Source organism: Vibrio sp. A11, assembly GCF_013048705.1.
Classification (GTDB): Bacteria; Pseudomonadota; Gammaproteobacteria; order Enterobacterales; family Vibrionaceae; genus Vibrio; species Vibrio metschnikovii.
The window spans coordinates 150,703-164,292 of record NZ_VHSI01000001.1 but is presented as its reverse complement, the minus strand read 5'-3'; the positions used below and the strand labels follow the sequence as shown (position 1 = coordinate 164,292).

Annotated in this window: 7 protein-coding genes; all 7 read right to left on the bottom strand. The window is 43.1% G+C overall.

The window, feature by feature from the left end:
• Positions 1 to 98: 98 nt before the first annotated feature.
• On the bottom strand, positions 99 to 2,246 hold the full coding sequence (gene rlmKL, locus FKQ60_RS00670; protein WP_040904314.1) for a bifunctional 23S rRNA (guanine(2069)-N(7))-methyltransferase RlmK/23S rRNA (guanine(2445)-N(2))-methyltransferase RlmL: 2,148 nt from the start codon (positions 2,244 to 2,246) through the stop codon (positions 99 to 101).
• A 657-nt stretch (positions 2,247 to 2,903) separates the two neighbouring features.
• Positions 2,904 to 3,449 carry a cell division protein ZapC gene (locus FKQ60_RS00665; RefSeq protein ID WP_170905847.1) on the bottom strand — a complete coding sequence of 182 codons (546 nt, stop codon included), beginning with the start codon at positions 3,447 to 3,449 and terminating at the stop codon, positions 2,904 to 2,906.
• A 166-nt stretch (positions 3,450 to 3,615) separates the two neighbouring features.
• Complete coding sequence (gene pyrD, locus FKQ60_RS00660; protein WP_004395290.1) at positions 3,616 to 4,626, bottom strand: quinone-dependent dihydroorotate dehydrogenase; 1,011 nt, start codon at positions 4,624 to 4,626, stop codon at positions 3,616 to 3,618.
• Between the two features lie 71 nt (positions 4,627 to 4,697).
• Positions 4,698 to 9,539 carry an NAD-glutamate dehydrogenase gene (locus FKQ60_RS00655; RefSeq protein WP_170905846.1) on the bottom strand — a complete coding sequence of 1,614 codons (4,842 nt, stop codon included), beginning with the start codon at positions 9,537 to 9,539 and terminating at the stop codon, positions 4,698 to 4,700.
• Between the two features lie 184 nt (positions 9,540 to 9,723).
• A complete protein-coding gene (locus FKQ60_RS00650; protein WP_040904316.1) occupies positions 9,724 to 9,945 on the bottom strand; it encodes a DUF2835 domain-containing protein in 222 nt (73 codons plus the stop codon).
• A gap of 72 nt (positions 9,946 to 10,017) precedes the next feature.
• Positions 10,018 to 12,627, bottom strand: a complete 2,610-nt coding sequence (pepN, locus tag FKQ60_RS00645) for an aminopeptidase N (RefSeq protein ID WP_170905845.1) — start codon at positions 12,625 to 12,627, stop codon at positions 10,018 to 10,020.
• Between the two features lie 282 nt (positions 12,628 to 12,909).
• The gene (locus FKQ60_RS00640; RefSeq protein ID WP_170905844.1) at positions 12,910 to 13,584 is read right to left on the bottom strand and encodes a hypothetical protein; all 675 of its coding nucleotides are present in this window, start codon (positions 13,582 to 13,584) and stop codon (positions 12,910 to 12,912) included.
• Positions 13,585 to 13,590: the final 6 nt, after the last annotated feature.

The following is a 13,590-nucleotide window of genomic DNA, read 5'->3' as shown; positions in this document are numbered from 1 at the left end:
TTTTTCAAACCATTGAGTTAATTGATTAAAACAACAAGGTGAAGTGATGTCTCCACCTTGGTAAGTAAGCTGAACTTTAGTTACATTGTCACTTAAAGTCACACTAAACCTGGTTGTTGCGGTTGATGAGTGATTAACCAACAGTTATGGATTTGCTTATTACGCTCAAAATCCATTGGCAGTGTTTGAGCCGAAATATTTTGCGCCAATAGGCCAAGTTCTTGCAGCGAGTCCATGTCCATTTTGAAATGACGCTTATTATTTGAGAAAACCACCGTGCCACCTGGGCGCAAAATACGCTTAAGATTCTTCATCAACAAGATGTGGTCTCTTTGTACATCAAACGACTGCTCCATTCGTTTCGAATTAGAAAAAGTCGGCGGATCAATAAAGATAAGATCATACTGGCCGTTGGCATTATCTAGCCACTTCAGACAGTCGGCTTGTTCAAATTGGTGCTGTCTTCCCACTTGACCGTTGAGTTTCATGTTCTCTTTTGCCCATTCTAGGTAGGTATTGGACATATCAACGGTGGTTGTCGACTTCGCCCCACCACACGCAGCGTGCACGGTTGCCGAGCCGGTATAAGCAAAGAGATTTAAGAAATCACATCCTTTCGCCATTTGACCTAAACGACGGCGCGTCAGTTTATGATCGAGGAATAAGCCAGTATCGAGGTAATCATGCAGATTGACCAACAATTTGACACCATACTCGTTAACCGCAAAGGTTTGAGATTGTTGAGCCATCTTTTGATATTGAGCACTGCCTTTTTGACGTTCACGGACTTTTAATACGACCTTATTGGCATCAACGCCCGTTACCTGAATCGCAGCTCGAATAATATCCGTCAGACGACGTTTAGCCGTTTCTTCAGGGATGGTTTTCGGTGGCGCGTACTCTTGGATGACCAATTGATCAACATAAACGTCAATCGCAACGTTATATTCAGGTAGATCGGCATCGTAAATACGATAACAATCTAAGCCTTCACGCTTCGCCCATTTAGCAATTTTCGCGAGATTTTTTTTCAAACGATTGGAAAAATCAGGGGCAATCTGCTGCGTCGGAGCTTGCTGCATCCCCTCTAATTGAGCCTGTTCGCGCTCCGCAATCAGATAATTCTTTTGGTGACACGGTAACGCACCGTTATTTAATTTGAACTGTTTTTCTGCTCGCATGCGTAAACAGCTTAATAGCTCATCCGATCCAGAGAAAATGGACGCTTGGCAGCCGCCAAACTCGGTTTTTAATTGAGCGCCGAAAGCGGTATATAAAGCAATAAGACCGGGATGAGTACCTAAACGTTCGCCGTAAGGTGGATTACAAATAATCACCCCCTGAGTAAACTCTGCAGGACGAGTCAACTTCGCAGCATCACCAACGTCAAATTGAATTAAGCTCTCTACACCGGCTCGACGTGCGTTGTCTTTAGCCATTTGTAAAACACGGCTGTCATTATCAAAGCCAAAAAACCTTGCGTCAGTTTTCTTGACGCCCTTTCTCGCTTGCACTGTTGCTTCAGCTTTCACTTCTGCCCACAGCTCTGGTTGAAAATCTTCTAATGCTTCAAAACACCATTTGGCTCTTTTTAAACCTGGGGCAATATTCGCCGCCATCATCGCAGCTTCAATCAATAAGGTACCAGAACCGCACATTGGATCGAGTAAAGGCTTGGTACTTTCCCAGCCACTACGTAATACAATCGCTGCAGCCAATGTTTCTCGCAATGGAGCTCGGCCCGATTCCGGGCGATAACCACGAATATGTAAACCCGCTCCGACCATATCAATACCAAGCAGCGCTTTATCTTTATGTAAACGAACGTGAATTCTTACATCCGGTTGCTCTTTATTGATCGAAGGGCGTGGTAAGTTTTTCTTAGTAAAGCAATCAACAACGGCATCTTTAACCTTCATCGCACCATATTGGCTATTACGAATTTCGCGGTTAGTACCATTAAAATCGACCACAAATTGCTTCGAACTATGGAAATGATTGACCCAGTTAATTGCGCTAGCCGAAAGATATAAGTCCATATCATTTTGGCAAGCAAACTCAGCAACAACACGAACAAATCGAGAAGCTAATCGACTCCATAAACAGCAACGGTAAATCTGTTCATTGGAAGCGGTAAATTTCACCCCGGCCTGAACGGGTTTTACATTGGTGATGCCTAATTGTGTGAGTTCTTCGGCTAATAGATTTTCAAGGCCATTTGAGGTTACTGCTAGATATTGATTCATAGGGTTCTTTAACTGGTAAAAATGGCCTCAGATTATAACTGACATTAAAGGCCATTCCTAAAGTTAAACCGACCATTTTTACAAAAAATCATCGTTATAACTCCCCTAGCACTTTATCGATACCCAAACAACGTGGCGCTGCAGCTTGGCGACAAGCCTCTCATCCAATGAGCATCTTTAAACAATGAGATACGAACACAGCCAACACGATTGCAGCTTAGAAGCCTAAATCGAATAGCTAATTAACCCTTTGGATAGGACGATGGATTGGCTCCAAAACCGGTACAAACTTACTACAAAACTATTGTCGCTGTCTGTTAACACTTCTTATTAGTCTCCTTAATCAAGGTGCAATTCCCTGCGCTAACAAAGAAGTGAGTATTTATTCACAGCAAAACTGGACTATACCAAAGGAAAATAAAAGTTGTAATAAAACACCATTTAACGGTAAAACGGGAATTTTTGACACTCCTAACCTCCGTTTTCAAGGCTTTGCTGTGTCACGTTTCTGGAAATTAATCTCTAAATTTTGCGCAGAATATCGCGCTCTTTCAGTTGATTAACAATGTTCGCTGGGAGTTTTGGCAACATAGAGACAAAAAAAATCGGCAGAACGCCGATAGGAAATAAAACAAAGGAACGAAATGATGAGGGAAACTAACTAACCAAAGCAACTCGCTCTGGCTGAAGGATGTGGTTGGCTATGGACATTCGGTCATGCATCACTTTAATCACTTGACCGAACTCTAACTGTTTCGTCGTACTTAATATAAACGGTTCTAGCTCAATTAATGCACACAAACTCGCACTCTCTCCAACCTCAAGTACGATAAAAAAACCTTGATTGAAGCCATTTACTAAACCCACAATATCACCCTCTTCAGGTTTAGTATTCGTGACTGATTGATAATCAAAAAACCAGCTCTTTGGCTGCACAGGCTTATGGAAACGCTTCGCAGCCACGCAATACAGTGCCAATTCAACCTGACGTGGCTCGGTGAGTTGAAGGCCGCTGATCCGTTCTTTGTACGTTTGGTAATCGGAAGCATCATCGACCGTAAATGAAGGATTCGAGAAAGCGGAATCAACCAACAGATTGCGACTCAGATTAGTGCGAAAGACCATCTCTTGTCCAAGGTCCAGCATCAAATAGCCTTCACTATCTGAATAGTACCAACTCCATTTATCACTGGGCTTTAGCATTATTCCGGCTCTCTATTTGCTGATGATCAAACCAATCAGATAAAAATTTCTTACCTATTAGTGCCATTCTAGGAAGCATGGAATAAAAAAAAAGAGGAAATGAGTTACTCACTTCCTCTTCATGTCACCTTGTCACTTTTTAAAAATCAGAATTTAATTCAATACGTTATAAATTCTTCACAATATCGCTGACCAATTTAGGGCCATGATAAATAAAGCCACTGTACACTTGGACTAACTTAGCACCGGCGAGTAATTTTTCTTTCGCTGCCACATAGCTATCCACTCCTCCAACACCAATGATTGGAATTTGTTCACCGAGCTGTTGATATAATAGTTTTACGACTTCAGTGCTGCGTGATTGCAGTGGACGACCACTCAGTCCCCCTGCCTCATTAGCAAATTTCATTCCTTCCACTAAAGTACGATCTAAAGTGGTATTGGTAGCAATCACCCCGTCGATATTGTGCTTGAGTAAAGATTGGCAAATTTGCTGCAACTCATCATCCGTTAGGTCTGGTGCAATTTTTAAGGTTAGAGGTACGTATTTATTGTGTTGCTCAGCGAGCGCGGTCTGCTTCTGTTTTAAGACGCAGAGTAACTCATCTAAAGCTTCACCATATTGTAACGTTCGTAACCCAGGGGTATTGGGTGAAGAAATATTCACCGCAATATAACCAGCATAGGGATACACCTTCTCCATACAAATTAAATAATCTTCAGCACCCTTTTCAATTGGCGTGTCTTTATTCTTACCAATATTGATCCCAATGATGCCATCATAATTCGCTTGCTTTACCTTCTCCACTAAGTGATCAACACCTAGGTTATTAAACCCCATTCGATTAATGATCCCTTCAGCATGCACTAAACGAAATAAACGAGGTTTATCATTACCTGATTGCGGTCGAGGTGTCACTGTGCCCACTTCAATAAATCCAAAGCCCATCGCGGCAAACGCATCAATGCATTCGCCATTTTTATCAAGGCCAGCGGCTAAACCAACAGGATTTTTAAACGTGAGTCCCATGCATTCGACAGGACGATGAGGAAGGTGTTGACGATAGAAGAGATCAAGCGGTGTACCGGTAAAGCGTTTGAAATTTTGAATGGCGAGATCATGCGCCCTTTCAGCATCCAATTGAAAAAAGCCAGCTCTGGCTAAGCGGTAAAGCATTGTGCCTCCGAAAAAAAAGCCCCGTATAAACGGGGCGTTATTATTGACCTATTTGTCGCACAATTCAATGCTTATTCGGTCGCCACACAATTTAAGTTGAGCAACATCAATTCACGCATCGCAACGGAAAACTTAGCAAACTCATGTACCGAGCCCACTTTAAATTCATTAAGAATGTTTTCCCAACGCTGTAGTGAAACGCTGTTATTGTCCATCCAACGTTGCAGAGCATGAATCACATCCGTAGTCTCTGACCCATTGATCGCATTAAGCACTTGTGCGGTTAATTGGCGTTGCTGCCAGTCGAGATCTTCTCTAAATGCCGCTCTTGCCAATGCCTGCCAGTTATTTTCAACCGCTTGATTATTTATCTGTTTCAAGAACCAATGAATCGATAAACGATCGCCCAGATTAAAATATAATTTAGCGACATGCTCAACTGGAATCGCCTTCTCATGAGAGACAGTAGAGATATCCAGTACTGAGTAAAGGCTGGATAGACGAGCGACATAATGCGCTAAGTCCGAATTGATGCCTTGTTCTATCCAGCTATTCGCCAGCAAATCATGTTCAGCAACTTCATCAGCCACCAGCAAACTATCTAACTGACGAGTAATACTGCGTACGTCCGATTGGTACTGATCAATGAGCGTTTGCACAGACTGTTTTCCAGTGCGATTACGCAGCAACCAACGAGATAGACGACGCAACGTTCGACGAACTTGGAACATCACTTGATATTGAGCACTCGCTGTCGCTTGATTATCCAGTGAACGAACTTGCTGCAATACGCTACCGAGCTCGAAAATTTCACGGGCAGCCGCGTAAGAATGAGCAATATCCGTTACGCTAGCTCCAGTCTCTTCTTGCAAACGCGTCACAAAATTGCAGCCCATTTCATTAACCATTTGGTTAGCTAATGCAGTGGCAATGATTTCTTTACGCAGTGGATGGTTGTGCATCTGTTGCGAATAGTCACCGCGTAACTTTGATGGAAAGTACTGAATCAATTGCTGCGCATGGAACTGATCATTAGCTATCTCATCACAAGCCAACTCCTCTTTTAAGGCCATTTTTCCATAGGCCACCAGCACGGCAAGCTCTGGTCGAGTTAATGCAAAACCTTGCTTCTCTCTTTCTAACAACGTTTCGTCATCAGGAATATGCTCTAAGGCGCGGTCAAGATAACCCGTTTTCTCCATGTGATGAATGAAACGAATTTGCTCTTTAACCACCTCAACGCCCAATTGCTCGGTCACCGAAATAGACTCTGACTGAGTGTAAGCATCTTCAATAACAATTTCACCGACTTCCTCTTCCATGGATTCTAGAATGTGGTTGCGCTGTTTTACGGTTAGATCGCCATTGGCGACTAAACCATTCAAGAAGATCTTAATATTGACTTCATTATCCGAGCAATCTACTCCGCCTACGTTGTCAACGAAATCGGTATTCACTCGACCACCGGTGAGCGCGTACTCTACTCGCCCTTGCTGAGTCATACCTAAGTTACCGCCTTCACCAATAATTTTGGCTTTGACTTCACGACCGTCAATACGCAGTGCGTCATTCGCTCTATCACCGACATCGGCATGCGATTCTTTCGATGATTTGATGTAAGTGCCGATCCCACCATTCCACAAAAGATCAACCTGCATCTTCAGGATCATCTTGATCAGTTCATTCGGGGCGGCTGACGCTTTCTTAGTACCAAGCATTTTTTGAATTTCTGGACTAAGCGCGATTGATTTCGCTTTGCGAGAGAAAATGCCACCACCTTGCGAGATCAAGCTTGGATTGTAATCTTCCCAGCTAGAGCGTGGTAATTGGAACAGACGTTGCCGCTCTTGCCAGCTTGTTTGAGCATCTGGACTTGGATCAATAAAGATATGCAGATGGTTAAAAGCGGCTTGTAAACGAATATGTTGCGATAACAACATACCATTACCAAACACATCGCCCGCCATATCACCGATACCGACCGCGGTAAAATCCGTCGTTTGACAGTTAATACCGAGTTCTCGGAAATGACGTTTAACCGATTCCCAACCACCACGAGCAGTAATACCCATGGCTTTATGGTCATAACCGTTAGAGCCACCAGAGGCAAACGCGTCCCCTAACCAGAATTGGTACTCCGCCGATACCGAGTTTGCTAAATCAGAGAAGGTCGCTGTCCCTTTGTCCGCAGCGACAACCAAATAAGGATCATCTTCATCATGACGAACCACATTACGTGGCGGGACAATTTCACCTTCAATAATGTTATCCGTGACATCTAATAATGCTTGGATAAAGCGCTTGTAACAACGTTGTCCTTCGGCAAAGATTTCATCTCGTCCCGTCAGTAAATGCTGTTTCTTACAAACAAAACCGCCTTTCGCTCCAACGGGAACAATCACGGTATTTTTTACTTGTTGAGCTTTTACTAAGCCTAAAATCTCGGTTCGGAAATCTTCTTGGCGATCAGACCAACGTAAACCACCGCGGGCAACTTTACCACCACGCAGGTGGACCCCTTCCATATCCGGTGCATAGACAAAAATTTCAAAGGCCGGTACGGGAGCTGGGATATCTGGAATTTCCCGTGGTTTTAGCTTAAGAGCCAGCCAAGGTTTCGGTTGTTTCTCTTCATCCATTTGGAAATAGTTCGTACGTAGCGTTGCGCAGATCATTTCCATATAACGGCGAAGAATACGGTCATCATCGAGACTTTCGACATGATCCAATTGCTCGGTTAACTGAGCAATCAGCTCCGCTTGGCCTTTTTGCGAACCTTTAAATTTAGGATCAAAACGACGTACAAACAGATCAACCAACCCTTTCGCTAGGTCGGGATAATGACTTAAGGTATCTTCAATATAGTGTTGGCTGAATGGGAAACCGACTTGACGCATGTAACGTGCATAAGCGCGTAAAATAGAAATCTCACGTCCAGTTAAAGAAGCACCAAGCACTAAGCGGTTAAAACCATCACTCTCTAATTCGCCATGCCAAATGGCTGAAAATGCTTGTTGGAAACGATCGCGTGCTTCACGCAAATCAACTTGCTTCTCGCTCTTATGCAGCATAGAGAAATCTAGAATCCAATAGACTTGGCCATTGGTCTTCGTCACTTCGTATGGCGATTCACCGATGACACGTAAGCCAAGGTTTTCTAACATCGGCATCACATCGGACAGATGAATCGGCTCATCACGATGATACAGTTTTAAGCGCACCGCCTTAGAATCTTTCGCCTCTTCTTGAGGACGATAAAACAGCATGCCGAGTTTGTTATCTTCATTCAGGGCTTCTAATCGTTCAATATCCGCAACCGCTGAGCCTGGCATGACATCTTCTTTATAAGAGCGAGGAAAAGCGCGTTGATACTCTTTGGCTAATGATAAACCTGAACTTTCGCCAAAATTGGCAATAATTGCTTCGGATAAACGATCATCCCAGCTGGTGGATGCTTCCATTAAATTTTGCTCTATCTTCTTAACATCAATATTGGCACTGTTATTTTCTACCCGCACAATATAATGCGTTCTCGCTAGCGGGCTTTCAGAAAAATAGGTGGTGAATTCCACTTCTTGTTCACAACCAAAATACTGCTTTAATAAGCGCTGTGTTTGACGGCGTAGTTCGGTGTTGTAACGCTCTTTAGTAACATAAACCATGCAACTAAAGAAACGGCCAAAGGGGTCTTTGCGAACAAACAGACGGATCAGGTCACGGTCTTGCATCTGCACAACCCCCATCCCCACTTCAAGAAGCTCTTCTTCTTTCGCTTGCAAAAGCTCATCGCGAGGATAGTTCTCTAAAATATTGTGTAATGCTTTATAGGCATAAGAGCCCTCACGATAGCCACTTGCTTTAAGAATACGTTGTACTTTCTCGCGAACCAGTGGAATGCTTTCGACCGTTTGGTTATAAACGGCTGAGGTGTATAAACCCGTGAAACGATGCTCACCAATCACTTTACCATTGGCATCAAATTTCTTAATACCAATGTAATCGGTATACGCAGGGCGATGAATGCGCGACTGTTTGTTGCCTTTAGTCAGGATCAGTAAGAAAGGCTTCTTCGCTTCTAAACGAGCAGAGTCGGAAAACTGTGATAATTTAACACCACGAACCCGTTTCGGATCCGAAAATAAGCCTAATCCTGCATCTGGCGTAGGTCGAAGCTCAGTGTCATCATCATGATTAACCAGATCAAATTCTTTATAACCCATGAAAGTGAAATTATGCGCGCCAAGCCAGCGTAAGAAAACGAGAGTTTCTTGATAATGTTCAGCATCAACCGGAATATGGTTTTTATGCGACTCTAACTCCTCAATCACTTGCTCAAGCTTACTCGCCATTGGCTTCCAATCTTGAACCACCAGAGCCGTATCACTGAGGATTTCCAATAGCTCCTCTTTTAGCGCCGTCATCTCTTCTTTGCTGCTGAGTCTATCCACTTCAATATGAAAGAGTGATTGCAACGCGCCAGCGCCTTGACCAATGCTAAGCACCGCACCGTTATTGTCTCGTTCGATGTGCGTTGGGCCGTTTAGCATTAAGTGCGATGTTAAATCGAGACGACTTAAGGTCATTTTGATTGAATCAACAAGGAAAGGAGTATCGGGTACGACAATTTCAACGATCGTATGAGTCGATTGCCAACCATGTTTACTGACGGTTGGGTTAAATACACGTACCGAACGTTGGTCGGCTTTCTTTTCATTAATATGATGCCAAAGACTGACTACGGCACCGTATAAGTCAGATTCATTACGTTTACTAAGATCGTCTTGCGCAACATTACTAAATAGGTGTTGGCCGAGTTGAGTAACAAGAGGTTGGTGAGCAAGCTCAAGTTTGTCTTGAATTAGCTGGTATACTTTTTCAAGTAGAACCGGCATCAAACTTTCACGCGCGGTCATATGCGACTCCAAATATTAGAATTATAGGCTGGTAGGGTATGCGCTAAGCATAGTTGTAACTTACGGTAATGCGAGGCCTATTGTAGTGCTTTGCTAACCATTCGTTAACGCATTTGGACGCAATTGATAGTGAAATGTTTAATAATGTGACAGGCGTAGCGATTCAAATCACCACAAATTTACCTCAGGACAGCATATCTAACTTTATAAACTTATTGTTTTGGTCAGTTGTTAGACGAAATCGACCTTTTACTCCAATTTGGCTAAGAAATGGGCGAAATTTTGCAGCCGGTAATTGTAAACGTAAGCCATGTTCGGTAGTGACTAGAATGTGGCTGGCTAGCCCAGAATAATGAGCAAGGAAAGTTTGATAAGAGATGTTAAGAGAGAAAAAATAGTAGTTCATAATTGTGCTTTAAATGGTGCTGGAAACGAGGTTCCCTTCCAGCACCCGATCAATGAGTAAATATCGAACAAGTTAGGCTTGTTCAAGCGCTTTGCTGACTTTTTCAAATAAGTCACGCGCAAGATCATCCAGTGACTGTAACGCTTCTAACTGCTGTTTCATTAATGCTTGTCGCTGCTCGTCATAACGTCGAAACTTGAGTAATGGATCAATTAAACGAGAAGCTACTTGAGGATTACTGCTGTTTAACTCACGCAATATCTGCCCCGCAAAGCGATAACCTTCACCACTAAGTGCATGGAAATTAACTGGGTTCATGGTAAAGAATGAACCAATTAAGCTACGAATGCGGTTAGGATTCTTCAAGCTAAAAGCGGTATGTTGCATCGTAGCCTGGATGACACTCAAGGCATCTTCAGCAGGATTCGAACCTTGCAAAGCAAACCACTTATCCATCACCAACCCATCGTGTTGCCATTTCAGACTATAATCAGCCATCAGCGTTTCTCGACAAGCCAATTGAGCACTATTCGCCGCGCTCATTGCGGCAATCGTGTCGGTCATATTATTGGCTTGCTGATACTGACGTTGGACCAAACGGTTGCCTTGCTCAGTGAAAGCCAATAAAGCTAAACAGGTATTGCGTAAAGTACGCTGACCAATCGCCGCATGCTCAATCGAATATTCAGCCTGAGTTAATGAATGATAAGTGGCACTGAGTTCATCTTCTAGCTCAGTGGCTAACATCACTTTCAGTTCATGTAACACTTTGGCAATCGCATCGACATCCACCTGCTTATACCAACCCGATACTTCATTATGATTCGGCAAAGCCAGCATTTCTGCCACAAAGGCTGGCTCTAGCTTATCACTGAGCAACACACCACGAAATGCATCGACAACCGCTTCAGGTAAGGTGGCCTTTTGTTGTTGCTGAACGGATTCGACATTCGCTCGAATGTATTTTGCCAACAGCATCTGCCCAGCATCCCATTGTGCAAAAGCGTTAGTCGCATACCTCATTAAAAAGCTTAACTCTTGATCACGGTAGTCATACTCAAGTTTTACCGGAGCAGAAAACTCACGTAATAAAGATGGGATCGGTTGGCTGGTCACCTTCTCAAAGACAAACGTCTGCTTGGCTTGAGTCACATTGAGTACATTAGAAACGGCCTTTCCATTACACTGTAACGGAATGATTTCACCATTTTCACGATACAGTTCTATATCAAACGGAATGTGCAATGGTAATTTTTCTGGCTGATCATGCGTTGGCTCTGTACTTTGTTCAACCGTTAATGCGTACGTTTGCGCTTGGTCATCATAATGACTCGTCACTTTAAGTAATGGTGTACCCGATTGGCTATACCATAAACGGAATTGAGTTAAATCAATACCGCTTGCCTCTTCCATTGCTAAAACAAAATCTTCACAGGTTGCTGCGGTGCCATCATGGCGTTCAAAATAAAGCTTCATCCCTTGCTGGAACGCTGCTTCACCTAATAAGGTATGCATCATCCGAATCACTTCACTGCCCTTTTCATAGACGGTCAAGGTGTAGAAGTTATTCATTTCTATCACTTTATCCGGACGGATAGGATGAGACATTGGGCTAGCATCTTCCGCAAATTGAGGGCCACGAATAATCCGGACATTATGAATGCGATTCACCGCTCGCGAACCAAGATCAGAAGAGAATTCTTGATCGCGAAATACCGTTAAGCCTTCTTTTAAGCTTAATTGAAACCAGTCACGACAAGTAACTCGGTTACCCGTCCAGTTATGGAAATATTCATGGCCAATCACCGCTTCAATACCAAGATAATCGGTATCGGTCGCCGTCTTCTCATTGGCTAACACAAATTTTGAGTTGAAAATATTTAACCCTTTGTTTTCCATCGCTCCCATATTGAAAAAGTCGACAGCCACGATCATATAAATATCCAGATCGTATTCCAGACCAAACCGCTGCTCATCCCATTTCATCGAATTTTTTAGTGACGTCATCGCATGGCCTGCGCGATCTAAATTGCCTTTATCAACGAAAATTTCCAAATCAACATGACGACCAGAACGAGTGATAAACTGGTCACGCAAGACGTCAAAATCTCCCGCGACCAAAGCAAATAAATACGCTGGTTTAGGATGGGGATCGTGCCACTTGACCCAATGACGACCATTGTCAGCCTCACCTTGAGCAATTTTATTGCCATTACTTAGCAAGTATGGATATAAGGCTTTGTCGGCAATCACGGTACTGGTGTATTTGGCTAAGACATCTGGACGGTCAAGGAAATAAGTAATGCGACGAAACCCTTCCGCTTCACATTGAGTACAGAAAGCGCCACCGGACTTATAGAGTCCCTCTAATGCAGTATTACTTTGAGGATCGATTTCCGTCACAATGGTTAACTCAAACTGCTGAGGTAGTTGAGTTATTTCTAAATGAGCCTCTGACTTGGTAAAGTGTTGCCACTCTTCACCATTAATTTTTAATGATGTTAATACTAGCCCTTCACCATCCAGCAATAGTGTTGAACTGTCAGCCTGTTGCTCAACGTGAGAAACCGCCGTAACGACAGTCGCGTGATCGTGCAAATCAAAGGTTAGATCAATACGATCAATATAATGAGAGGGAGCCTGATAATCTTTACGATACTTGGCTAATGGGCTTGTCGCCATGGTCGGAATCCTTTTTGACGTAAACAGATGAAGAGCAAGGTTGAGAAACCTTGATGTTAATCAACTGATCTTAATCTTGTTTTCACCAATAACAACCCCTAGACCGAAAAAATGAGAGATTTTCGCCCGATGTATCCCAGATACGCGATATGGGATTTTAACGATAAGGTCAAAAATAAAGGTATTAAAACGATAAAGCGTCACGCTGACAGCGCTAAAGAAGCTAAAGAACAAAGAAAATCGTCAATCTGCAATATGATGGAATGATGAAGAAAAAAGCGACTAGCGAATTCGCTTTAATTCGGCATAAAGCATGCCCTGCTCAATGTCTAACGTTAAGCGATTTTGGTTGAGTTGAAAGCGCGTATTATGTTCACCATGGGGGTACAACAGGACCAATTGTTCATCTTCGGTATAAAACACCCCTTGTTGTACGGTTTGATTACCATTTTGGCCCGTTGCACGAAAAAAGAAGATGAAATCGGGTTGTAAAATTAAATCGAGACTTTGTAAATTAAGCAATGATTGATCGCTGCCAGCCAATGAGTCCCCTGACCAAGTCCCCGCTAACGGACTGGTTAGCATCTTGGTAAAAATAACGCCATTAAGCATTAACTGATTATGATTCGCTTGATAAAAATAGTGCTGTGGTGTGTTGCTATCAATACCAAGGATCAAGCTATCTTGATTGAGCGAATATTGCCCTTGCCAGTGATCAATACTGTAGTCTTTCTTTTGTATATCGATTAAAAATGAATAATCCGACTTGAGGGTTAAGCGAACGACGAGAAAGTTTTCTTTCGATGCCTCTGGTGCAGAGTTAAACAAAAACCAATCGCCAAGCAAGAAAGGCACGTCAAACTGAGTCAGATCTTGTCTTGAGTGATAACGCGCTTCTAACTGTGGGCTCGTTGCCGTTAAGCTGAAGCAAGCAATAAATAGTGCAATCCATTTCATCGTGCC